The sequence below is a fragment of the Oleomonas cavernae genome, from assembly GCF_003590945.1.
Taxonomy (GTDB): Bacteria; Pseudomonadota; Alphaproteobacteria; order Zavarziniales; family Zavarziniaceae; genus Zavarzinia; species Zavarzinia cavernae.
The window spans coordinates 3,761,712-3,784,038 of the sequence record NZ_QYUK01000011.1; the positions used below are offsets into that span (position 1 = coordinate 3,761,712).

The 22,327-nt window shown below is 58.9% G+C and carries 21 protein-coding genes and 2 pseudogenes; 13 read left to right on the top strand and 10 right to left on the bottom strand.

The window, feature by feature from the left end; translation table 11 throughout:
• Positions 1 to 10: 10 nt before the first annotated feature.
• Positions 11 to 1,180 carry a WD40 repeat domain-containing protein gene (locus D3874_RS22065; RefSeq protein WP_147385796.1) on the bottom strand — a complete coding sequence of 390 codons (1,170 nt, stop codon included), beginning with the start codon at positions 1,178 to 1,180 and terminating at the stop codon, positions 11 to 13.
• Between the two features lie 361 nt (positions 1,181 to 1,541).
• Between D3874_RS22065 and D3874_RS22070 the strand changes: the two genes are divergently transcribed.
• Both D3874_RS22070 and D3874_RS31685 read left to right on the top strand, forming a co-directional pair.
• Positions 1,542 to 1,850: a transposase gene (locus tag D3874_RS22070; RefSeq protein ID WP_158596161.1), complete on the top strand. Its 309-nt coding sequence runs from the start codon at positions 1,542 to 1,544 to the stop codon at positions 1,848 to 1,850.
• Positions 1,851 to 1,971: 121 nt separating this feature from the next.
• A complete protein-coding gene (locus D3874_RS31685) occupies positions 1,972 to 2,619 on the top strand; it encodes a MucR family transcriptional regulator (RefSeq protein WP_119780996.1) in 648 nt (215 codons plus the stop codon).
• A gap of 623 nt (positions 2,620 to 3,242) precedes the next feature.
• On the opposite strand, the gene D3874_RS22085 is transcribed toward D3874_RS31685, so the two are convergent.
• From D3874_RS22085 to D3874_RS22100, 4 genes are all read right to left on the bottom strand, one after another.
• Positions 3,243 to 5,477, bottom strand: coding sequence for a hypothetical protein (locus D3874_RS22085; RefSeq protein ID WP_147385797.1), 2,235 nt, complete (start codon positions 5,475 to 5,477; stop codon positions 3,243 to 3,245).
• A 130-nt stretch (positions 5,478 to 5,607) separates the two neighbouring features.
• The gene (locus D3874_RS32180; RefSeq protein WP_119781003.1) at positions 5,608 to 5,871 is read right to left on the bottom strand and encodes a helix-turn-helix domain-containing protein; all 264 of its coding nucleotides are present in this window, start codon (positions 5,869 to 5,871) and stop codon (positions 5,608 to 5,610) included.
• A 92-nt stretch (positions 5,872 to 5,963) separates the two neighbouring features.
• Positions 5,964 to 7,394, bottom strand: a complete 1,431-nt coding sequence (locus D3874_RS22095) for a patatin-like phospholipase family protein (protein ID WP_147385799.1) — start codon at positions 7,392 to 7,394, stop codon at positions 5,964 to 5,966.
• A 95-nt stretch (positions 7,395 to 7,489) separates the two neighbouring features.
• Positions 7,490 to 7,723 carry a hypothetical protein gene (locus D3874_RS22100; protein WP_147385800.1) on the bottom strand — a complete coding sequence of 78 codons (234 nt, stop codon included), beginning with the start codon at positions 7,721 to 7,723 and terminating at the stop codon, positions 7,490 to 7,492.
• 209 nt (positions 7,724 to 7,932) lie between these two features.
• Here D3874_RS22100 and D3874_RS30770 point away from each other — a divergent pair, with 209 nt between their 5' ends.
• Positions 7,933 to 8,454: a hypothetical protein gene (locus D3874_RS30770; protein ID WP_233560098.1), complete on the top strand. Its 522-nt coding sequence runs from the start codon at positions 7,933 to 7,935 to the stop codon at positions 8,452 to 8,454.
• A gap of 40 nt (positions 8,455 to 8,494) precedes the next feature.
• On the opposite strand, the pseudogene D3874_RS32185 reads toward D3874_RS30770, so the two are convergent.
• Positions 8,495 to 8,665, bottom strand: a pseudogene (locus D3874_RS32185) (helix-turn-helix domain-containing protein); the annotation flags it as partial.
• Positions 8,666 to 9,397: 732 nt separating this feature from the next.
• Between D3874_RS32185 and D3874_RS29605 the strand changes: the two are divergent.
• From D3874_RS29605 to D3874_RS29620, 5 genes and pseudogenes are all read left to right on the top strand, one after another.
• Complete coding sequence (locus D3874_RS29605; protein ID WP_199699202.1) at positions 9,398 to 9,898, top strand: hypothetical protein; 501 nt, start codon at positions 9,398 to 9,400, stop codon at positions 9,896 to 9,898.
• On the top strand, positions 9,835 to 11,073 hold the full coding sequence (locus tag D3874_RS22110; RefSeq protein ID WP_199699203.1) for a phospholipase D-like domain-containing protein: 1,239 nt from the start codon (positions 9,835 to 9,837) through the stop codon (positions 11,071 to 11,073). Before D3874_RS29605 ends, D3874_RS22110 begins: the two co-directional genes overlap by 64 nt.
• 488 nt (positions 11,074 to 11,561) lie before the next feature.
• Entirely contained in the window at positions 11,562 to 12,626 is a 1,065-nt protein-coding gene (locus D3874_RS22115; RefSeq protein WP_119781014.1) for a DUF2252 family protein, read from the top strand.
• Positions 12,627 to 12,701: 75 nt separating this feature from the next.
• A pseudogene (locus D3874_RS30775) lies at positions 12,702 to 13,275 on the top strand (DUF2278 family protein); the annotation flags it as partial.
• 180 nt (positions 13,276 to 13,455) lie between these two features.
• Positions 13,456 to 13,749 (top strand): lamin tail domain-containing protein, encoded by a 294-nt coding sequence (locus tag D3874_RS29620; protein WP_199699206.1) that lies wholly within the window; start codon positions 13,456 to 13,458, stop codon positions 13,747 to 13,749.
• 283 nt (positions 13,750 to 14,032) lie between these two features.
• Here the strand turns inward: D3874_RS29620 and D3874_RS22125 are convergent, their stop codons facing one another.
• Positions 14,033 to 15,472 (bottom strand): hypothetical protein, encoded by a 1,440-nt coding sequence (locus D3874_RS22125; RefSeq protein ID WP_119781017.1) that lies wholly within the window; start codon positions 15,470 to 15,472, stop codon positions 14,033 to 14,035.
• Between the two features lie 811 nt (positions 15,473 to 16,283).
• Between D3874_RS22125 and D3874_RS22130 the strand changes: the two genes are divergently transcribed.
• The gene (locus D3874_RS22130; protein ID WP_199699207.1) at positions 16,284 to 16,895 is read left to right on the top strand and encodes a thermonuclease family protein; all 612 of its coding nucleotides are present in this window, start codon (positions 16,284 to 16,286) and stop codon (positions 16,893 to 16,895) included.
• 28 nt (positions 16,896 to 16,923) lie between these two features.
• On the opposite strand, the gene D3874_RS22135 is transcribed toward D3874_RS22130, so the two are convergent.
• The 3 genes from D3874_RS22135 to D3874_RS22145 are packed head-to-tail and all read right to left on the bottom strand — an operon-like array spanning position 16,924 to position 18,054.
• Entirely contained in the window at positions 16,924 to 17,163 is a 240-nt protein-coding gene (locus D3874_RS22135; RefSeq protein WP_119781023.1) for a hypothetical protein, read from the bottom strand.
• A gap of 43 nt (positions 17,164 to 17,206) precedes the next feature.
• Positions 17,207 to 17,443 carry a hypothetical protein gene (locus D3874_RS22140; protein WP_119781026.1) on the bottom strand — a complete coding sequence of 79 codons (237 nt, stop codon included), beginning with the start codon at positions 17,441 to 17,443 and terminating at the stop codon, positions 17,207 to 17,209.
• The gene (locus D3874_RS22145) at positions 17,440 to 18,054 is read right to left on the bottom strand and encodes a hypothetical protein (RefSeq protein ID WP_119781028.1); all 615 of its coding nucleotides are present in this window, start codon (positions 18,052 to 18,054) and stop codon (positions 17,440 to 17,442) included. Before D3874_RS22145 ends, D3874_RS22140 begins: the two co-directional genes overlap by 4 nt.
• 196 nt (positions 18,055 to 18,250) lie before the next feature.
• Between D3874_RS22145 and hxsD the strand changes: the two genes are divergently transcribed.
• The 4 genes from hxsD (at position 18,251) to hxsA (ending at position 21,913) form a co-directional block, all read left to right on the top strand.
• Positions 18,251 to 18,625, top strand: a complete 375-nt coding sequence (hxsD, locus tag D3874_RS22150) for a His-Xaa-Ser system protein HxsD (protein WP_119781031.1) — start codon at positions 18,251 to 18,253, stop codon at positions 18,623 to 18,625.
• A gap of 68 nt (positions 18,626 to 18,693) precedes the next feature.
• A complete protein-coding gene (gene hxsB, locus D3874_RS22155; protein WP_158596164.1) occupies positions 18,694 to 20,130 on the top strand; it encodes a His-Xaa-Ser system radical SAM maturase HxsB in 1,437 nt (478 codons plus the stop codon).
• Positions 20,127 to 21,308 (top strand): His-Xaa-Ser system radical SAM maturase HxsC, encoded by a 1,182-nt coding sequence (hxsC, locus tag D3874_RS22160; protein WP_119781037.1) that lies wholly within the window; start codon positions 20,127 to 20,129, stop codon positions 21,306 to 21,308. The genes hxsB and hxsC overlap by 4 nt, the downstream gene beginning before the upstream one ends.
• Positions 21,305 to 21,913, top strand: coding sequence for a His-Xaa-Ser repeat protein HxsA (gene hxsA / locus D3874_RS32190; protein ID WP_119781039.1), 609 nt, complete (start codon positions 21,305 to 21,307; stop codon positions 21,911 to 21,913). The genes hxsC and hxsA overlap by 4 nt, the downstream gene beginning before the upstream one ends.
• Positions 21,914 to 22,327 lie beyond the last annotated feature (414 nt).

Sequence of the window (22,327 nt, forward strand, 5' to 3'; positions counted from 1 at the left end):
TCTCCTGCGCTCAAGTTTTTATGCAATAGATGGCGATGCGCTTTGCGAAACCTGCGGCAAGGCAATCGCCCCGTAGGGAGAACGCCACGGTGACCGCCATCATTGACCTGCTTCCTTCGACGATGGTTTGAACGACAGTGGCCGTGCGGATATCGATCAGGAGCACGCGGTCGACTGCAGCGACGGCGAGCAGTGGCAACTTTGGATGAACCGCGAAGTAATTCCCGGCGAGGAGTTTGATGTTTATTTCTCCCCGCTTAGTCAGGGAGGGAACATCGAAGATCTTGATCTTATGATACTCTTCTGCTTCGAGTTGCTCGCGGGTAAGAGTATGATCCGAGCCGTTACTTGTGCTGTGTATGCCCGCAACGAGATACTGGTCGTCAGAGGTCAGGGCGATCGCGGAAACAGTCGCCGGAAATGCCCGCACTTTGCCGCTACATGTCGCGGCCTGTACATCGCACAATTGGATTGTGAAATAGGAACCGATGGCCAATGTTTTCCCGGTTCGGGACAGGGCAAGGGATGTCTCACCGCCCGTTCCATACAGTTCAAACTTCGACCGGACAGACAAAGTCTGCATGTCGATCGACGAGAAATAGTGGGAATATCCAGATGGTTGAGCCAGGCCAGTGAGGCCATCTGCGCTTAACGCGAGCTCCGCTGCGCTGTTTCGATAGCTCTCGATGACGGGAGGAAGTGGACCAGGGATCGCGCCGGTAATCTCAAGGGTGTCACCATCGCGGATGGAGAACATATCGGTGTCGGGGCTAGGTAACTCGTCGATGGACTGGCGGGGGCGGAGAACCGCGTCTCCGCCCGCCGAATAGGCGATGACATGACTGACGGGGCCTTTGGCGAAAATATCGGCGACTATCGTACCGGTGGCGGTATCCATGACAGCAGTAGCGTTGGAGCCATTATGAACAACGGCAATGCGCCGACCATCGGGGCGCCAAGCGAGGCCGACGACCACCGCGTCGAAATTATTCGATTCGACCACCTTCTCCAGCGGCTGCGACCACAGCCGCATCGCCGCTGCCGGGTCTGCTGGCAAGGGCGGGCGGCCTACAGCACCCTGCGGTCCGGTGGGGGCCTGCCATTGCACGAGAGCCGTTGTCAATGCAGCCACGAGTATAAGCGATACCGCCACCAAGCCCCACCACTTACGCCTTGTCATGACAATGCTCCCGAGGCAATCCACCGCCAAAGCTCTAAGCCCCACACACAGATGGCCAATTCAACCGATCCTTGGACCGGCCTCCACTAAAGTACTTATGAGCGATGAGAGGCTCCGCTTCTTTGTATTCCCGAGATAACTCATTCGACCTACAAACCTATATTCGGGTATGTCACAATGCTCTGAGGTTTGGCGCCGTCCCTGGCAAAAATAGCTGCCAAATTGTCAGAGACAACACCATCGAATGGCGCTGCCTGATGGGCGGTACCAAGAAATCCACTTTTTGAGTGTATAGAAGTCCAAGGAACGATCAATCGTTGAATTGTTACGGTATTATTACACTTCGTAGATCGACGAATTTTTGCTCGCGACCAGGCGTCTGGATAGCGGCATCCCCTGCGCCTGGGTGCTCGCTGAAGCGCTCTACGGCAGCGACTATCGGTTCCGGAATATGCTCGAAGATCGTCGTCAGCCCTACGTGCTGGCAATCCGCTCCGACCATACCCTTCGTCTGCTCACTGAGCAGGGATTGCTGCAAACCGATCCCAAGGAGATGGACAATCCTCAAGGCCGGCACTCTCAACGCAATCAGGAAACGGCGGCACTGACCGGGACACTGGGCCTGTCAGCGCTTCCCGGACGACAGCGCAAATGCAGTTTTGTGCTGTAATAAATCGCCTTATTGATCAAAATGAGTTCGCAATTTTGATCTGTCGAGTAGGCAGGCTTTACATTGTACTTTGCTGATCTGACGACCTGACGAACGTGCTTCAACCGCTTCAAGGAACACCATGAATTCGGACCAAATCGCTCTCCCCTCGGCCGACAGCGACGTGGCGTCGGCGGGCAAAAGCCAATCGGCGTCGACTGTCCTCGCCGCGCGACTGGCCGCGGCCTATTGCGAGGGCAATCGCATCGCGGCGGCAGACCTGCCCGCCATGATCGTTGCCGTACACAAGACGCTCGCCGGCCTTGGTGCGGCGCCTCAGGCCACGATCGAGGCGCGAGCACCGGCCGTGCCACCGAGGAAGTCGGTCACAGACGACCACCTCGTTTGCCTGGAGGATGGCTTGAAGTTCAAGTCGCTGAAGCGCCACCTGCGCGTCAGTCATGACTTGACCCCAGCCGCCTATCGGCAGAAGTGGGGCCTGGAAGAGAGCTACCCGATGGTCGCGCCGGCCTACGCCAAGTACCGCTCCGACCAGGCTCTCGCCCTCGGCCTTGGGCGCAAGGCAGAGGTTGCACCGCCCCCACCCGCGGCGAAGGCCAAGCCTGGACCAGCCCAGTCGAAAGCATCGAAAAAGCCAGCCGGGCAAAGCGCCAAGGCGCCGCCTACGCCGACCAAACGAAGTGCGGAGCCGACCTCGTCCCCTGCCGAGTCGAAAGCGCTGCCGCCGATCCGCTACCCTGCAAATCGGTTTGCAAAGAAGGCGACCTAAGAAGTTATAGATGCCCGTGTTCTGGATCCGCTTCGTGCCGCTCATTGCGAGTCGCGAAAGCAGCCGCATCGGGGTCATGTGTAATTCGGTATGTGCTACCCTCGCGCTTCAGTGCGTTTACAGACAAACGCACTGAAGCACGTTAGGAGAAAGCCGAGGGCTCTCTACTTGCAGTCGTCGGACCGCAGTTCGGTGCAAGCGAGACGACTGTCGTCATCGACGGCAACATGCAAATGGTCCCAGCCAATGCCGCGATTTACGCGCCATGCCAGTGTAGTGGCTGACGTCATCGATACGGACAAGATTCTTGGTGTCGATGTAGATCAATTCGCCCGATCGCTCACGCTAGTAGCGCACGAGCGCTGGCGGCGAGACGCGACAATCGTCGCCTCGGTCCGCCACCTCGTGACGCCGTGGGCTGTGGCGCGGCCGCGGCGAGCGACCGGCCACGCCCGGCTCGCCCTCGGCAGCGAAGCGATGGCGCCATTTGCGCACGATACGTTTGCGCACGGTACGGGCGGTGACGCCCTGGCCCCCGCCCAACCGTCCGTTAAGCTTTTGTCCATCCACGACACCTAGTGAGACCCAGCGCATCCTATCACCAGCAGGTGACCGGTCTCGGCTTATCTGCTGGCACAAGGCCGTCCGATTGGCGCAGGGTCTCCGGAAAGCCGATAGCTAATGGAACAGGCGATGCAGCTGTTAGCCAAGACGACGCCATTAATGCCTTGGATCAACCCCGCTTGAGCTCGCGGCGTTCCGTCCGGCGATTCGGGTAGCGTGATCACCGGCCCATGCACGCAGGACGCAGCATCACCAATCTGCACCGATATCATCTGCTGGGAAATTCTAGCCAACTGCCAAGTCAGCGGCAGGGGAAGCGCCGCATTTAAGCTGACAATCGGAGACGGTGAGGAAAAATGACCTTCCGTACCTACGGTTATTCCGTGCGCCGGGTTCAGAAGCATCCGGATACGGTGGGTCGCCATGTTAGCCCTTGTGACCCTCGAGGACAGCAGGGCTCGCACCGGCGACAACAGGTCGCCAAATCCCTCGACAGCACCTGGCTGCAAAATACCTTCCGAAGTGAGCGTGATCAAGTGGACTTCGAATGGAGGCAGTCGCCCTCCCGGGAGTTCCCCACTCAACTGCTGAACTTGCTGAAGTTCCATAACAAGATCGAATGCTGTTTCGTCACCAGAATTGTCTATGTAGCCGCCATCGACCAACCGGAACTCCGTCTTGCTGGTGATGAAGCGGGCCGCCGGCATAATCCAAGGGAAGCGGGCGCTTAAGCCCAACGCGGTGCTGAATCGGATATCCTCGTCTGCGCCCAACGCCTCCCATCCGTCGTCGATGAATTCGCCGTCCACATAGTGTGTGTAGCGCGTCCTTTGATGAAGAGTGCCGGCCTGCAGCGGACTGTCGATAGACATGAAGGGAGTTACGACCACGCGCATCCCATTCTCGACCTGGGTCGTGTTCGCCAAGACAGCCGGCGCAACACCATCCGGCCGCCAAAAGTCCAAGTATGGCTTTGCCAGCGGATTGTCGGTATCCGGCAGAACCTCGCTCCATGCTCGCTCGAGTCCGGTGTCGAAGATCTCGGCCCTGTCGCCCCGCCAAATCGACATGGGAATAAATGCGCGCGGCAGATCACCGAAAAGCATCGACGCCATCACCGGTGCGAGGAAATCGCGATCGATGATCTGTCTTGTTTTCAGCTCGAACGAGCCTGGCGCCAACGTGCCAAAGGCACATTCCGTCCAACGCCCGTTGGTAGCGAATGACTTCGCCAGCGCTGCAAAGACGCCCGCTCCTACCGAACCACCCGAAACCGAACTGATCGCGAAGATATGCTGTGAGAAGCTTGGGCAGCGATCTTGCATTCGAGCAAGGAACGTGGCGGTAAAATCGGCGGCGTAGTGGCCACCGCCCGAAGCAGAGATGATAAATATCGGGTAGGGCCGACCTGTGCTTAGAAAATGATCCAGGTCTCCGCGAGCCGGAAGCCAAGCCAAGAGCGCCCCAGCGGTGGGCACGATACCGATAGCATCCCGGGGCCGTGGCACTTTTGGCGGAATGTGATTGTCGCTGACGTTCCACCACGCGAAGCACCCCGCAACAATGACGATGACGGAAAGCGCCGGGATGTTCCGACGGTCGCGCAATCGAATGAGGATGCTTAGGAACCCACCTGCAAGCAGCAAAAAGAAAAGTACCACGGCCACAGTGCCCAGTAGGGTGGGAAGCCAATACGGAACGAGGGCAAACGCAACCCAGCAGGCAACGCCGAGAACGCATATTGGCGCTGCGAGCCGGCCAAAGCGGGGATGGAACGATTGACCGACCTGAAGGAAAATGATCGCGACCATTACCCCAAGTAGTGCCATTGCCAGCCCGGCCGACTTGAGGATTGAGGGAAGGTCGGATGCCGTACTAAACAATGCGCCAAAAGACCCATCAAGTGCGCCGACGGATTGCCCCATGCCGGCGACCATTGTCCGTGCACCGGCCAGGAATAGCCCGACGGCCGCACCGAGAATGGGCAGCGAAGCGATCCCAGCTACCATCGCGGATCTGAAGCGGCTGTCAGATTGGATCAGGGCCAATCCCAACAGCGCCAATCCGGACGTCAAACTCAAGAGGGCCACAACTGCGAAGATCAGTGGGCCGAGTTGGTCCTTCGCATCCAAGGCCATAATTCGAAAAATCTCATGAACCTGCTCGGGAAGCGACAACGCCGCTGCGGAAACAATAGAAACCAGCAACGGTGCCCTGGCTTCATGCAACAGCTTAAGGCAGCCCAAGAGGCTATCCCTCAATTGGCGAAGTGCCGTTTCAAATCGGGCGTTCATGCTTAGCGTCATCCTCCTCTTTTTTGTTCATGACCAAGCAGTGGAGAATGAATTTTGCGTCGACGGCACTAGGATCTTCGATTGTCGCCCCTCTCGATTCGCCTCGAAGGGCGGCCCTTCCAACGACAGATCACGCACAGCAATCCCCGGGTCGTGTGCGGCCGGTGCCCCCCGATCTGCCCGCGGGCGCCACATCCCCCGTCTCCCGGAAGCGGCGAACCCAGTTGATCGCCGTGCTGATCGCGACCCCGAACCGCGCCGCTGCGTGATGGCACGGCAGCCCTTCCTTGAACACTGCGGCGGCCACCCGCTTCGAATAGGTTTTCGGCGTCCAGGGCTGGCCTCCACCTCCAGCCCATGCCTTGAATCTTCCCGACCGATTGGGGAATCCCATGGTTCAAACCAAGCTAGTCACGATCTAGCCAGATATCGCTTTCCTTTGTCGATTGCTCCGCGCCCAGGGATGCATTTGGCACGGTGTGGGATCTACCAATGTTCTGGCAAGTTCGCACAGGCGTCCGCGGTATGGTTTGCTGCGCTGGAAGTGACGTTTGCGCCCAGCATGGCGGCGACCTTCGGCAAGTTCGCGTTGTCCAGGAACAAGGCGCGTCCCATGGCGAGTGTCGCGTCGATCTGCCCAGCGGTTAGGGTCCAACTGGTCGGGATGCTCTGCATCTTGCGGCGGCAGGACGGATCGGGAATCGCATCCAGTTCGACCGTAAGGAATTCCGCATTTTCCGCAAGCCTCTGCATATTTTCCGTGGCGCTCTTCAGGATTGCCGCCTTTGTCCAGTTGTTTGCCACTAGCGCTTCTCGATAGGCGGCCTCCATCTTGCGGGCGTCTGCGGCCCAGCTTTCCTTGAACAACGCGCGCAGCCGCTCCGCTGCGCCGAAGCTCGCCCGGTCGATCGACGAATTGATAGATGCCAGCAGCATGGAAATGACGCCCGGCGTATTTGGGGCATTGTCCAGGTCCGACGGCTTGAAGGAACGGGCGTTGATCACAACGAACACGATCTTCTTCAATTCGCCGTTCTGGAGCTTTGTAAGTAAGGCCGGGGAAACATCAGTCGTCGTCAGCAGCCTGTAAGGCTCGGCGATACCAAGGTTGTCAGCAATTCCGCCGTCGAGCAGGTGGATATAGCCCTTGTCGCCCTCCGCATAGGTGGCGGCCGTCCTGCCCAGTGCCACGCGGGAGGGATTCTGATCCCACTTCGTTTCTTGGGCCTTGACCAGCCATTGGGGATAGGGAACGGCAGCGCAATGGGGCGTATCCGGCACAGAATAGTTCTTCAGAGTGACGGGGGACAGCGCGACCGGAAAGGCGGCGGATGCCGCCACTGCCGTCGCAATTCCCATGGGCCGCAGGTCACTACACAGAAGATCCATCGTATATTGCGTGAAGGGAAAGGGGATCCCTTCGACCATGTCCGCAGCATTGAGGATCAGATACGGCGGCTGGCGATTCTGCAGGAAATAGTCGAATGTCGCGCCATCGAACAGCGTCCGATTCAGATAGTCGATCAATACGTCGATCCGTTCCCGTTCCGGCGACGCGAGAGCAAGAAGCGAGACGGGATTGAGGCCATTCAGGGCCAGGGCGCCCATTCCATCCTTGCGAACGAAGTCCCGCTCCAGCGTCGCCAGTCCGGCGCTGCCGTGCATGGCGAAATAGGCGGCGGCGACACTGCCGCCGGAGACAGACGAGACAATGTCGACCTGATCGGCGAATGTGTCGCCGGTCGCGGTGCGAATTTCTCCCATCGACCGCAGCACGGACAATGCCAGAGCCGTGGCGCGGGTTCCTCCACCCGAAGCCGTGACAATGACCAGAGTGTCCGGCATTTTATCGGCGGCGCGCGCGGCCCAATCGTACGTCGGTCGAGAATCCTGAATGGGCAAAGCTTCGTTGCGCACCGGGTAGGCGCAACCACCGACCCCGAGCAGCAGGGGGAGGACGCAACAAGCTAGCCTCGTGCCGACGCGTAGTCCTCGAGGGAGAAGGTGGCGCGTCACGGCAGGGGCTCCGGCGGGATGACCCGGGTGAGGCGGACGTCTATATCCTGGTTTCCGAGGATTGCCAGGCGATAATCGACCTGTCGCTTGCTGTTGACTGTTTCGAGCACATGGGGACCGTCCGGCAGAATCAACGCGACGGGAATCCGCCCAGCCTTCTCGCTATAGACGCCATCGATATAGAGGAGCCGGTTTCCAGGCGATAGTATCGTCACGATCGGCATAGCCACCCGCCCTTCCTGATGGTCTGTGAAAAGAAGTCGGTGCCCCGTGAGAAGCGGTTCAGGTCGACGGCGGCCCGAGCCCCGATCCGCTGCCCCTCCTCCACCGGGTGCCATCTCGCATGATGACGTGACGACAAATCAAATACAACTTTTCAATGTGCTAAAAACGGAAACCGCCCAGATACCTTTCAATAAACGGCTACCAGGGTCCGGCCATGCCCGGGGGAAAGCCTTCCAGACCCAGCGAAGGCCGGTCGGCGGCGGACATCGTCGAGGCCATCCGCAGGGCGAGGTCCGCGGCGCAGGCGGAACAGCACGGTCTGTCGATGGCCTACCTGATACGGGAGTTCGGCGGCGATGCGCTCGCCTCATGGCGTGCAACCGTGCTCGAGGTGGGGCACGTCGTCGTTTTGTTTGCGCTTTTGCCGAACAGCCGTATCGCTCATGCCTCGATGTTACAGTACCGACCGGTCATCACTACGGCTAAGACTGGAACGACAGGCGGCTCAACTCGTCACTCGTTCGTCAAGCCCATCGTGGCAATTGCCGTGCGGGGACCGTTAAAGGAATCGATCAACCGGGTCGCCAGGCAGGAGTTGATCATTTACCACCATCCTCTGACCGGATCTTGGCCAGAGCACGCACGAACGCGCGAACGGCGTTGCGCTGCTTTGGTGGCAGACTGGCAATCTCGACGGCAAGCTCCTGGGCATGCCGATAGACGCCAGCTAAAGTGAGGCCCCTCATCCCCTCCTCGTCTTGGGTCAACTCCACGGGCGAAACGCCCAGCATCCCAGCAATGCGCAACAGGCGAGCGTATGCCAGTCGGTTTGCTCCTGACTCGTACTTCTGAATCTGCTGAAAGGAAAGGTCGAGCGCCTGCGCCAGTGTAAATCGGCGCCATGACGGGACCCTGGGGCAATATCGGTATAAGTAACTGATACCTATGGGAAAACTGTTGCGGAGATGGGGTCCCGGTCAGCGCCGATCGGGACCCCCGCCTACGACGTGAAAGCGTTTTCACATCAATAGCTTATGGGATGCTCGGCATGGGGGCATACTTCCGAGCCGAATGACATTCGCCCGCATGCGCTACTTCAGCATGGCGCGCAACCGCGTCGCTCTCGTCCTGGCGGCCTTCGCCTACAACCTGAGGCGCTGCCACGCCCTCAGTGTGTCCTGAGCACACCGACAGGCCCCTGTCAGGGGCCGCGACAGCCTTCAAACGCCAAGCCAAGCCGACAAAAAACCGGCCCCCAAGCCCGCCCCAACACTCAACGCCGCCAAATCACCGTCCCGCGCGAAGGTCTCCATGTGAGGTACTTTGATATCGACCACGTCAGTTCCCGCCATTGTGGGATTCGGTGCGTTCGCGCCGAGCCCTTCATCAAGTCAGTCGACCAAGCGGGTGGAGATCCAGAATGCTCGCTTCTTGAGTCGCCACCATTTGGGCCTTTTCGATCATCCACTTAGGCGATGGCCGTGATGGAAGCCCGAAACCGGATATAGGCTCGGTCGACTACAATCCGCGCGCCAAGCCCTCAGGGCTTCTATCGAGCACCATCTTTCAGCGAATCAAACTTGATGATATTGCCAAATAGATGCATGGTTTCCATATTTCAACTGCTGCGGCACAGACGGCAGATCAGATTGGAAGGAGGGACAAGAATGAGAAGGCGGGTGACCAAAGAGGGAATTACAATAAATGCGGTGGCTGGATGCCATGTTGTACTGCTGGGATTCAATATTACTCAGGCTAAACGAGCCGGCCTGCGTGGTTTCGCAATTCGCCGAACCGACCCTACAGAGCAAGAAGTTTATTGGATGAAAGGAGTGAAAACCTTCCGCTCTGTCGAGGCCCACCCTGCCGCCGGCGAGCAATTTTCGAGCCTCCATCACCCGTTTCAATCGTTTCAGTGGGCGGACTATTCTGCCAAGCCGGACCGCGACTACAGCTATGAAATTGTCCCGATGTATGGCGAGCCAGGCACGCTCACCAAGGGCAAGTCCGTCACCGTGACCGTTCACACCGAACCGGTGGAGGCCGTCGATCACAGCGTTTTCTTCAATCGTGGCTCCGTCGCCACCCAGGAATATGCCCGCCGTTTCCAGAACAAGTGGCCCGGGATCGCCGGTCCGGGGCCTATGAATGGCTGTCGCGCGGATTGCTCGAAGGCGTAATCGCCTTCATTACCCGCGCTGAAGACGATTCGTGGGGATTGAAGGGAGCTTTCTACGAATTCCAGTGGCCGGCGGTTCTTGAGGCACTGCGGGCCGCCAAGGGACGCGGCGCGGACGTCGAAATCGTGTTCGACGATATCGAGAACGCCAGCGGACCCAGGGCAAAAAATGAAGCTGCCATCAAGGCCGCAAAGATCAAGGGGCTCTGTGTTCCGCGCCGGAACGGCACGTTGATGCACAACAAATTCCTGGTCTTGACCAAGGATGGTCGGGCCAAGGCCTTGCTCTTCGGCTCCACCAACCTGACGGAAAACGGCATCTTCGGGCATGCCAATTGCGTCCACATCGTCGAGGATGCCGACGTCGCAAAAAAGTATCTTCAGTATTTCGAGATGCTGCGAGGCGACCCGGAACCGGCCGCGGACAAATCCGACTACAAGCTGAAGACAGTTGACCTGTCACCGGCGCCGCTTCCCCTTGCCGCAAACAGCATGAATCCGGTGTTCTCGCCGCGCACCGATGTGAGCGCTCTCGAGTGGTATGCAAAACTGGCAGGCGAAGCCGGCCGAGGCTTGTTCATGACTTTCGCCTTCGGCATGAACTCGCTCTTCCGAACGGTCTTTGCCCGGGATGACGACGTGCTCCGAATGGCGCTGATGGAGAAGGAGTGGACCGGCAGGAACAAGGAGGCGCAGATCGCGGCTATTCGCGAACTGCAACGCCGCCCGAATGTCGTGATCGCCATTGGCAATCACATCCCGCTGACCGGCTTCGACCAATGGCTCGCCGAAATCGAACGTATCATAAAGCACGTCAACATCCATTGGGTTCACACCAAGTTCATGCTGATTGACCCACTGTCGGACGAACCGATCGTCGTCACCGGTTCAGCCAACTTCAGCGATGCAAGCACCAAGACCAATGACGAAAACATGCTCGTCATCAATGGCAGTCAGCGCGTCGCGGACATCTACTTGGGTGAGTTTTTCCGGCTGCATTCGCACTATGCCTTCCGCCAGGCGGTGAGTATCTTCCTGAGCAACAATCCAGACAAGACCCCGGAGGATTTCGCCCAACGATTCCTCACCGAGGATGGGGACTGGACAATCGACTATTTTACACCAAACGACCGGAACGGCCGATACGCTCGCCGGAAATACTTCTCTGGATCCTAACCTTTCGTTGGATAGAAGTAAGTCCTGAGCTCAGCGTTTTGCCGCGTCACGTTTCACAAAGACTCCAGGCGAAAGGTGAACAGCGGCGAGGGCTGCAGTTAGAAGATTGCCACCCCTTCAGAGAACGCCCACCTTCCAGTGACTATGGGCAAAATGAAACCCTATAAGGGAACGGCCGTGAGATTGGTTATGGCGGGGCAGCAGGGGCATCAGCTAATTACTTGAAAGCGCGTATCGCTACAGCGAACAGCGCTTGTGAGGCATTATAATGAGTCAAATTAAACGCCTTCCGCTTATCACCCGCCTCCTCGTGACCGTCAATTCCACTACGCCTGAATTCTCTGCTGAGGATGGCGCAGAAGATGGCGATCCTCCACATCGAATTGCTTCTGGAATGGTCTTCGCGTGGGCGTGCCCGTCTAGTGTCGGCGATTTAGAGCTACCAAAGTTCAGCGGAAATTTTCATTTGCGCATTCGAGGAAAACACGATGAACGGCATTAACGCTTCCACTAAAATCTATGAAAACTGGCTTCAGCGAGAAATCGGTGATGATTTTTTTGCGGATGATCTAGAGGTAAAACACAAAAAGATGCGGGCTAGCCCGTTCTCATTTCTTCGTGCCACGTATTGGCGTTGGGCTGAAATTATTTTCGAAATTTGCCCAGATCTTACGGGAGCACCGAGGGTCCTTGCGATCGGCGACATCCATCTGGAAAATTTCGGAACTTGGCGCGATATCGACGGCCGGCTGATATGGGGCGTCAACGATTTCGACGATGCTGCCGTGATGCCTTACCCTCTGGATCTCATTCGTCTAGCCTGCAGCACATTCCTTATCCGACGAGATAGCAACCCATCAACACACGATATTTGCCATGCGATCCACAAGGGTTACACCGAAGGCCTCGCCAACCCATCTCCTGTGGTGTTGGAACGCGACTATGATTGGCTGCGCAGAATACTCCTGTTGTCGGAACGCGAGCGGACCAAGTTCTGGGAGAAGATTGCTCGCTTAGTCCCCATGGCAGCTCCGGCGCCTTACGAGCATGCACTCCATGCAGCAATGCCCGAGCCGGATCGACCTTTGACGATCTTCCCGCGGAGCGCCGGTACAGGCAGCCTCGGGCGCCCTCGCTTTTTGGCCAGTTGCGATTGGCGCGGCGGCCCCGTGTTACGAGAAGCTAAGGCACTGGTAGTCTCGGGATGGTCAATTCGTCATGCGCCCGCCGACAAAACCATACGCGCCGGTGAAATCGCTACCGGCAGGTTTCGTGCGCCAGACCCGCACCTTCGTTTGGCGGACCGTATCGTTGTCCGCCGTCTCTCGCCTAACAGTCGCAAGATTGAAGTGAAGGATGCCGCCGATGAATTGCTGTCCCTCCAGATGCTAGAGTTAATGGGACGCGAAATCGCAAACTGCCATGCGGATGATCCGAGCCGCCTTAGCCAGCTCAGGGAAGACGTAGCAGGCCGCAAAAATGGGTGGTTGCACACGCCCGCGAAGATCGCCGCGGAGAGAATAGTGCACGATCAGGCGGAGTACGTTGCGTGACGCACATGGGCGGAATGTAACGTTAGGATGATCTTGTATTCTTAGCCCTCGATCTCAGCTCGGAGGAAGTCGAACATGCCGTTGAAAAGCTATGCGGTGCTTAAAGGACGCCCGATCAGCAACCGCCTCGCATCGGGTGCAAGCCCACACTATCAGGTTCTTGTTTCAGAAAACGGTACACTGCATCGCATTGCCGTAAATGTCCGCTCGCAGGACGGCAGCGAGGTCGAGTTTCTCGTTAGGTCGCGGTTCGAGCACCCAATTACGGAAAGTCTCGCAGCGCTGCCTGAAGGGTTACACCCGATCGTCAGCCGCCCGGGGGAATAGCGTTGGACTTCATTCGCGGCAACCTCATGCAACCGTGGGAGTTGAAACCGCTTCCGCTGTCAGCGGCGGGCCCAGACAACGATCTCAACGAGAAGATCGATGCCTATGTGCAACGTGCGATGTCAGACGAAGAATCCATGATTTACGCCTTCGGCGAAACCTGGGGGCCCGAACACGACAAAGCGGACAGGTATTTCGGGTTCAAGCCCGGTCGGGGCATTCATGACATCCACTTCAATCAAGGAAATCCGCCCGGACCTTTCGCAGGCCAGAATGCCCCTTATCAGGACGGGGGCTGATTCTGGAATTTCCTAAGGATGGGCAATGGGTAGCGATATTTCTGAAGTTCCAGACGCAAGCTTGGCATTCGAGTGATGCTGACGGATCGACCATTATCCGCGCCGATAGCGACTTCCCCGCAGCGCCGCACACACCTGTCAACCGCGACCACATCCCTCCGCTCGACGTGCCAGATGGACTTATTCGCATCATTGCGGCTTATGTGAACGACGTGAAGACGCCGGAGCGAGAAACCGTCACTCTGCTTAATACCGCTGATATCCCGATCGACCTTGCCGGCTGGACAATCAAGGACAAGCAGAAGAATAGCTTGCCACTCAGTGGTTCGATAGCCGCGGGTACAACGAAGATAATCGAGATTGATACACCGGTTACTTTATCCAACAAAGGCGGGATTATCACGCTATTAAACGCCCAGGGCGTCAAGGTACATGGTGTTTCCTATACCAAAGAGGAGGCAAGGCAGCCTGGTCGGACGATTCCCTTCCAGAACTGATCAACTGCTCCCGTCGCGACCATCATGATGCTGGCTAAAATCGCGTAACCGCGATGAGTTGCGGTTACGCGAGATAGCGGCACTAATTGGCTCGCCCTATTCAATTGGTTGCGAAAGCGTAGCCCGAGGGGAATCAAGCAATTACATCATCGCGTCCGCTTAGATCGCATCACTGTAGGATCCAGCACATTTCACGCTGGCGCTCAGGGGTAAGCGCCCGGTGTGTATCGCCACATTGGACAACGTTATCGTTGGACCACAGTCCGAAAAACACGCCGGCCGGTTACTTCGAACTCACCCAGACCTCAAGCACACCAGGGTTGATAATGGGCGTGAAAACGGTTGTCATTGGTCGCTCGGATAGCTTTTGGGCTTCGACAAGTCGTGCGAGGGCCGCTGCGGCAGTTGCATCGGTCGCTCGACCGTATCGGACCTCCGCCAGGCCGGCAGCCGCCGCGGTACGCTCTCCGCCGCTTCCTGCGCCCTGTACGCCCCACCCGGCGTCCGCCCACTTCTTCATCATTGCTTTCACATTCTCTCGCTCGATCAGGCCCGCGAACTGCACAAACACTCGATACGACGCCGGATCGACAGGTAGAGACGCCACCATCCGATTGTAAATTTCTCCTGCCGGCCCCACCCGAGCAAGGTCACCGGTGATGATCCGGTGAACGACCTCGAATTTCCCAGCCGAAAGGGCAGTGACTATCTCTTCTTTCCGTTCCATGAACAGGGCTACCGCAATTCGAGCCGCGGTTTCAGGCCTTGCTGCATCGTCCGGCGAAACCAACAACGCGTTCCCCAATCCCAGCAGTTCACCCATGCGCTGATAGGCGGCCTTCCCTGTAATGAAAATATACCCGCGGCCCCTGAAGCGTACGCCGTCGCCCGGCTCGATGTTTCCGGCGATGCCCTCATAGCTGCGGCCCGCGATTTCGCGCTCCGTGAGCGAGTTGAACCACACCGTCGAATGAGCACATTCAGCGACGATCGCGAGTCCCAGCCCAACATCGTCCACGCCGAATTCCCTGAATGCCGCAAGCAGATAGGGCAGATGCATCCTGATCCGTTCCGCTGCAGAGGGTTCCAGGTGCGCAACAAATTCCACGGAGATTGTATTGATGACAGCAGCTACCGCGCTTGCCTGTGCCGGAGTTAGTTCCCGAGACAACCCACCAAGCGCCGCAAGCTTTTCCCGGTTGATCTCAGCTTCCTGCTCCGCGAGGCCAGTCAGGAAAGCGCGCCGGTCAGCAATCTTCGTTTCAAGGTCGACAATCTTGGTGTGGAACACACCAGCATCATCCGTCCGGCCCTCCCGGACAGCCTTGTCCTTCAATTCCACAGCCTCACTCAGTTCGGCCTGGAGTTTTGCTATCTCGTCAGTCGTCGAACCTTTTTCGCGCGCGATCTTCTCCGAAACCTTCCAGTGCTCGGCCATCCGCGCGGAAAATAGCATTTCGTCGTCGTGCTTTTTCTTTGCCCACACACTAAGCGGGTGTTCCGGCAACTCTGAGATCGCGTCCCAGAGCATGAGGCGGGTCGGCTGCGTTGTATCCTTCTCAATCAGCATCTTCAGGAATTCGGTGGCAATCTTGCTCTGCTGTTCGATCCGCGCCAGGCTTTCGGCGCGGCGTTTATCGATCCAGGTCGTCAGCGCCTGACCGGTCGTGATGATCAAACCCAGCAGTGTGACCCACGCGGTTATCTTGGTGGTGTCGCTCATGGTCCTGCCTAGCGGCCCCCTTGGTTCATTCCAATAGCGGACAAGCTGCTCATCCAACGGTGGTTGGTTTCGCGGGCACACGGGGACCACATACCTACCGCAGCGTTTCCGGAAAAAAGCCCCGCAACACCCCCACTTCCCGTGCATCCTATCTTTGCATGCAACTACTGCACAGTAAAGAAGGAGGTGGCCCCCGATTGCCTTCCGCTCAGATCAGGCCTCCGAAACCCTCTATCGGTCAAAATCTCGAGCACTGGAGAGCACCAGCACTCTCGCCCTCCAAAGCTGGTTTGAACCCGTGGGGCTTACGGGAAGGCACAAAGACGTGCGGGAACCTGACGGGGGACAACGGCTCACACACTTGGCAGAAGCTCGATAGATTTGCTCAGCATCGCAACAGCCCGCGCCCGAATCCTTGGTGAAGATCGCTTTGGCAGCATCAGAAACCGATCAGATATCAGGGCAAGCTTTTCGAAACATAGCTTCTTTTTTGTAACTCGTGCCTTCCCGCAGCGACAGAGAAAAAACGCGGCGTCAACACATCATCAAGTTCGCCAACCCGAGCAAGGTGACTGCGAGATACTCAAGCCTGAACTCTTTGACGTTGTGTGTCGCTTCGATTCGATCCCGGGCAGATGAGCCGTTGTCGACGCGGCAAAGGCATCGCGGCGAACGCCATGTTCCACCGCTTGAGCCAGTAGGCTGCCAAGTTGCGTGCTGTTCTTGACGTTCAGGGTATTTCAACTCAATCGCACTGAGCGAAACGCGGCTCGTTAACCAGTTTTGAACCAAGCCGAGCGACCATGCCGGCATGCGGGAACGTGAATCGGCATTTTCGATTTTGGCCAGCGTGCGGCGGCGCCGGCGGCGCCAGCGGCTGGCTACGTGGTTTCGTCGCTGGTGGCCGGCATTCGCATTCGGCATCCCCTTAGGCGTGGCTGCCGGCCTGGTGTTGGTCGATCCCGCACCCATGTTGGCAGTCTTCGAACCCGGCCCGCCTACACCGCCTGGTGCCGTGGTCGGGCGGGCGTCCGTCGTCGATGGCGACACGATCGAGATCCACGGCGAGCGGATCAGGATGTTCGGCATCGATGCCCCCGAAAGCGGGCAGCTCTGCCAGGACGCCAAGGGCAGCGACTACCGTTGCAGTCAGCAGGCCGCCAACCACCTAGATGGCCTGATCGGCTGGTCTACGGTCTCTTGCGAGGGAAGTGAGCGGGATCGATACGGCCGGTTGATCGCGACTTGCACGGCCCGTGGGCAAGACCTCAGCGAGAAGATGGTCCGCGACGGCTGGGCGATGGCCTTCACGCGGTACTCATCACGCTATGTCGGCGCCGAGGCTGCCGCGAAGGCGGCCGGCAACGGGATCTGGACCGGCAGCTTCACGCCGCCTTGGGAATGGCGCGAAGCCCACAGGTAGCGCGCATCGAGCCGCGGCCTGGCTGCCGTCACCCGTTCCCGACGCGATCGCCGGCGAGGGTCGCCGCGGAAACGCTCAGCTGCTCGGCAACCTCGGCAAAACGCGCCCGGACATAGAATGCCCGCCCCGCGGTCTTGAGCAGGATCACCGTAACGTGCTCGTCGTGCCCATGCTGATGGAAGCCGGCGACCTCGCCAGCCTCGACCGCGATCGGCCCGGCCTCCTCCTCGCCGTTGACGTCCCAGAGGGTGAAGGTGACGAAGGTCATATGGTATTCCCCTGCAGCGATGTTGCCCTGAGGCATTTGCCGCTCATGGCCGCGACGGCCACCGGTCGCTGGCGTCCAAGCCGATCCGCCGGCCATCCCGCTTGGCGACGGCGGCCCGCACCGCGGCCCAGAACCGAAAGGCTTCCCGCCCCCTCGCCTCGCGGAACGCGGCCAGCGCCGCCGAATAGGCAAACTGCCCATGCTCCTCGACCAATTGTGCCACCTCTGCCTGGACGGCGGACCGGAAAGCCCGGCGGCGGCGGAGGTAGCCGAAGATCATTCGCTGTTCGGGTTGACGGCGGTGAGCGCCTTGGGGTCGGCATTGTAAACCGACGGGTAGCGCTTGGACCAGTTGGCCGCCCCGCCGTCGGGCGGGTATGACAGCACCAGGCCCTCGAACTGGTCGAGCTTGCCGAAGGGGCATGGCGTGGTCCGGCTGTAGGCGTTGGACGATTGCAGCTCGGTGCCCGCGACCACGTAGGCGCCGGTCTCCTTCGCCAGACGGCGCAGGAAGGTGTCTCCGTTGCCGGTGAAGCCCAGGGCCTTGATGAAGGCGCCATCGCCCTGCGACGCGGTGTCGGGGCCGACGATGCGCCCGACCAAGCAGGCCCTGACCCAAATCTTCTCGACCAACCCCTTCCAGCTCGCGAACAGCCCGAGGTCGCTCGTGCTCACCCCTTTGCCTAACTGCAGATAGGCCGGCGCCCCGTGGCAGGAGATGACGAGTTCCTTCAGCTTGCCGCCGGGGGCGCCCTTGGCGACCTGGGCGGTCCAGCCGACGATCTTCTCGACGTTCTCGTCCTTCGAGACCTCCCAGGTATTCCACATTTGCACGCGGACCGGCGCCCGCTCGTCGTTCAAGCCCATGTGGGGCGCTTTGATGTCGATCACCGTTTCCCTCCCCCGAGGAAGAAGCGACAGCAAAATACCACGCTTTCAGCTTGCCGCCGTGACCGTTGATACAAACCGGTCCCGCCCGCCCACAAGGCTTGTCACGGGCTTCCTCTCCAACGCCAGCAGAGGCTTGCAGCCTCCGATTTTAGAGCACATGCTGTGGTTGTGAGGGCGCTACAGGGGCGGCGAGCAAATGTTGGGTTGCGAATTCATCGACACCAACGGTGATGATGTCTCTGTCATCGCTGCGGAAGACCTTGTCCGCGTTGATATCAAGGTCCATTCCCTCTCCGTCATAAGGCGAGCCTGCTATTCACTAGCGGCCGACTGTTGGTTCTGGATCCGGGACGACGATGACAATCATGTCGTTGTCGAGATCGCTCGGCGCCAAGCTGACAGCGACCTGCTTTTAGTCAGGCGGCGGTTGGGTCAGGCCCTAATCGACTTCGGCATCCGGCAACGCATCGAGGATGCTTCCGCCGAGGTACGATCGGTGTTGATTTCGGCCGCGTTGGCAGAGGCCCGGGGTTCGCGGCGCGCGATGTCGGACGAGGACCAAACACCGTGACATCTGGGCGTCCAATCTTTGATGACCTCAGCGCGTTTTCCCCGCGGGGCCCGTATCAGTTGGCGCCTTTGCGCTTCGATGTCCTGCCGGACGCCAGTGACAGGGTGATTCTGACGTCGGAAGCAGGCGATTTCCTGATCACGGATCGAGATGCCCTCGGTCAACTGGTTGATGGCCGCTTGGATTTGGAGAACGAGCTTGCTGAGGCCCTGGTGGCGCGGCAAATGCTCTTCGTCGGCGATGCCGCCTCCCAGGCCGTATCCGCGGTACGATATCGCAGCCGTAAGTCATTTATCCGGGGCGGACCGTCACTGCACCTTTTCGTGGTCACATTGCGGTGTGACCACTCGTGCCCTTACTGCCAAGTCTCTCGACAAGCCGATGGTGCCGATCGTCGATTCGACATGACCCAGGAGACGGCCGCTGGCGCGATCGACCTGTTGTTCTCGTCACCCAGCCCAAATCTGACTGTCGAGTTTCAGGGCGGAGAACCGCTGCTCAATTTCGACATGATCCGCTGGATCACGGAGAAAATCGCCACACGCAACCTCATTGAGAAGCGCGAGATTACGTTCGCGATCACCACAACACTGCATCATGCCGACGACGGCATGCTGGCTTTCATGCGGGAACACAAGTTTGAGGTCTCAACCTCCCTCGATGGGCCAGCCGAGCTTCACAATCTCAACCGCCCCCTCAAATCAGGCGATAGCTATGCCAGAACGACCGACGGCATCGAGCGAGCAAGAGCGGTTTTAGGGCCCGACAAGATATCGGCCCTGGTCACGCTGACGACGGAAAGCCTGAAGGCGCCCGAAGCGATCATCGACAGCCACCTTACCCTCGGCTTCCGATCGATCTTCCTTCGGCCGCTGAGCCCATTCGGCTTCGCCATCAAGGCAAAGCGCCGAATCGGCTATCAGGTGGACCAGTTTCTCGAATTTTATGGGCGAGCAATCGCCTACATGATCAAACTCAACGGCCGCGGCATTGAGGTCAGCGAGGCCTATGCTTCAATGCTCCTCGCTAAGATCATGACGCCTTACGCCCAAGGATACGTAGATTTGCGCTCGCCGTCGGGCGCTGGCCTGGGAGCGCTGGTCTACAACTACGATGGCTTCGTCTATCCCTCGGACGAGGCGCGGATGCTTGCAGAGATGGGGGACCGGAGCCTGGCCCTTTGCCGCGCCACCGACTCCTACGCCGCGCTCATGGCTTCGGCGCCGATGCAGATGCTTCTCCTCTCTGGGGTAGCAGAAAGCCTGCCCGGCTGCAGCGACTGCGCCTACCTTCCCTATTGCGGTGCTGACCCGATCCATGAATTGGCGACGCAAGGAGACCCAGTCGGGCATCGGGCGTTCAGCGATCACTGCCGGCGCCACATGGGCATATTCCGGCTGCTCTTCCGATACCTCGCCTCCGGCGACCACGAGGTGCTCGGCATTCTCCGCCGTTGGGCAACCCAATACATGGGCATCGAGCCCGGTCAGGCAGCGCCCCGATGAATTTGCCCTTGCATGGTTTCGGTGCGGTTGCCGGCGGCTGGCCAAACCTCCCGCTGAAGGCTTTGTCCCTGCGCGAGGCCCTCGCCCTCGAGTATCCGCTGCAAAGGGTAGCAGTCCTGGTGGGGCCTCACGAGAATGTCGCCGACACTACCCTTCGTGCGATCGGCGCTGCGGCCGTTGTCAGGGGTGAACCGGAGGTCGAAACAGGCCTGCCGACCCTTTCCCGCCTATCAGCAGACGGCCTGCTGAATTCAGGCGATGTATTTCGCGTCCGGCCCGACAATGGGCGCGTCAGCGTCCTCTATCGGCGCGGCGCCAATGCCAACTCGCTGCTGGTGACCGAGCGCTGCAACAGTCCGTGCCTCATGTGCAGCCAGCCGCCGCGACCGGAGGATGACGGGTGGTTGATCGGTGAGCTGCGCGACATCATTCCCCTGATCGATCAGGATTTGCCCTCCCTTGGCCTAACGGGCGGCGAGCCGACCTTGCTCGGTGAACGGTTGGCCGAACTGCTTGCCCTTGCGAGGCAGTGGCTCCCCAACACGGGCATTCATATACTATCCAACGGGCGGACTTTCTCAGATCCGCGCGCCTGTGAAAGTTTCGACGGCACGCAGCAACAGGTAACTTGGGGAATTCCACTCTATGGGGCCGTACCTTGGCGCCACGATCACATCGTCCAAGCCCGAGGTGCATTCGATCAGACCATCAGCGGCTTGCTCAATCTTGCAGAGCGTGGTCATGCCGTCGAGATCAGGGTCGTACTTCATCGGCTGACCGCCGATCACCTCTTCGAGATAGCTGGCTTCATCCAGCGTTGCCTGCCCTTTGCGATCCATGTCGCGTTCATGGGGCTTGAGCCCATGGGCTACGCAAAGATGAACCGAGAACTCCTCTGGATCGACCCAATTGACCTAGCGCCGGCACTCACCGAGGCGATCGAACACCTCGATATCCATGGGATCCGTGCCTCGATCTACAACCTGCCACTTTGCCTGCTCCCTGCCGGCTTACGCCGCTTCGCGCGACAAAGCATTAGCGACTGGAAGAATGTATTTGATGCTGCTTGTTCCGACTGCGTCGCCCGTGCGCATTGCTGCGGTTTCTTTGCCTCAACCGGACCTGCTTGGCGTAGCCGTGGCCTCAAGCCGTTGTCGATCGAGGAGTTCGTTCGATGAAACGACGCGATTGGTTGCAGTATCTGAAGCGGATCATCAATTGGACTGTTCCGACGGCGACGCTGGCGTCGAGCATTTGGACCCCAGCCGCAGCTGTGGGAACCATCGCAGTGCCGACGCTGGAGGACAACAGAGATAGACGGGATCCGCTGTCACTGACGGTCCCGCACCGTGTAGACGGGCCGGAGCTCTATGCCCGGCACTCAAGCCATCGCAGCCACCGAAGCCATAGTAGTCATAGCAGCCACAGCTCGCATTACTCATCGAGCGGAGGGGGATACTACACGCCGTCGCCCCTTCCTCCGCCCACATATTCCCCACCGCCACCTCCAACCTATTCACCGCCAACATCGAAAGGTACCCCCACGCCGCTGACGCCTACACCGCGGGATACAACTCCTCGGGCAGGACAAGTGGATGCTACGATTATGACGATGAGGGTTCAGGTTGAGTTGACACGCCTGGGATACTATTTTGGCAAGATTGACGGTATCGTGGGCACCGAGCTTCGGATTTCGCTTCGAAATTTTCAGCGGCATGAGGGACTTGCTGTCAGCGGTGCCATCGACAACGCGACGTTGAGTAGGCTCGGCCTGTCCAATTGAGCGCAAACGAGCAATACAAGAGAATGAACTGATTACCTCAGGGCATTTCTAGAAAAGTCGCTGATACGCTAAGAGGTACAAACCACCAAAATTCGGTGTTCAGGGTATGGTAGAATTTCACTCAGCGCAATTCCCCGAGAATACTCTAGCGGCTACCACGCTGCTTTCTCTTGTGGCAACCTGCGACCGTGCGGAGTCGGAAGATACGCCATGGGCATTGATTCAGAATCCGATCGATACCGCTTCAAAATGCTGAGCCGGCTGGAAGACGAAAATCGCCTACCGACGCCACCTGAGGTTGTTGCGGCACAGCGGACGATAGAGAGGTATCAGCGGGCACAGGTTGAGAGGCGTGACCAGTTGGAGCGCCTGAGTTTTGATCTTCCACATCAATTTGCTTGTCCACAGTGTTTT

Bases quoted from the DNA above. Each gene is read 5' to 3' on its own strand.
- hxsA (WP_119781039.1), top strand. From the start codon at position 21,305: ATGAAACGACGCGATTGGTTGCAGTATCTGAAGCGGATCATCAATTGG.
- D3874_RS22085 (WP_147385797.1), bottom strand. From the start codon at position 5,477: ATGAACGCCCGATTTGAAACGGCACTTCGCCAATTGAGGGATAGCCTC.
- D3874_RS32180 (WP_119781003.1), bottom strand. From the start codon at position 5,871: ATGGGATTCCCCAATCGGTCGGGAAGATTCAAGGCATGGGCTGGAGGT.
- hxsC (WP_119781037.1), top strand. From the start codon at position 20,127: ATGAATTTGCCCTTGCATGGTTTCGGTGCGGTTGCCGGCGGCTGGCCA.
- D3874_RS31685 (WP_119780996.1), top strand. From the start codon at position 1,972: ATGAATTCGGACCAAATCGCTCTCCCCTCGGCCGACAGCGACGTGGCG.
- D3874_RS22065 (WP_147385796.1), bottom strand. From the start codon at position 1,180: ATGACAAGGCGTAAGTGGTGGGGCTTGGTGGCGGTATCGCTTATACTC.
- hxsD (WP_119781031.1), top strand. From the start codon at position 18,251: ATGTTGGGTTGCGAATTCATCGACACCAACGGTGATGATGTCTCTGTC.
- D3874_RS22135 (WP_119781023.1), bottom strand. From the start codon at position 17,163: ATGACCTTCGTCACCTTCACCCTCTGGGACGTCAACGGCGAGGAGGAG.
- D3874_RS22125 (WP_119781017.1), bottom strand. From the start codon at position 15,472: ATGAGCGACACCACCAAGATAACCGCGTGGGTCACACTGCTGGGTTTG.
- D3874_RS22130 (WP_199699207.1), top strand. From the start codon at position 16,284: ATGCGGGAACGTGAATCGGCATTTTCGATTTTGGCCAGCGTGCGGCGG.
- D3874_RS22140 (WP_119781026.1), bottom strand. From the start codon at position 17,443: ATGATCTTCGGCTACCTCCGCCGCCGCCGGGCTTTCCGGTCCGCCGTC.
- D3874_RS30770 (WP_233560098.1), top strand. From the start codon at position 7,933: ATGCCCGGGGGAAAGCCTTCCAGACCCAGCGAAGGCCGGTCGGCGGCG.
- D3874_RS22115 (WP_119781014.1), top strand. From the start codon at position 11,562: ATGAACGGCATTAACGCTTCCACTAAAATCTATGAAAACTGGCTTCAG.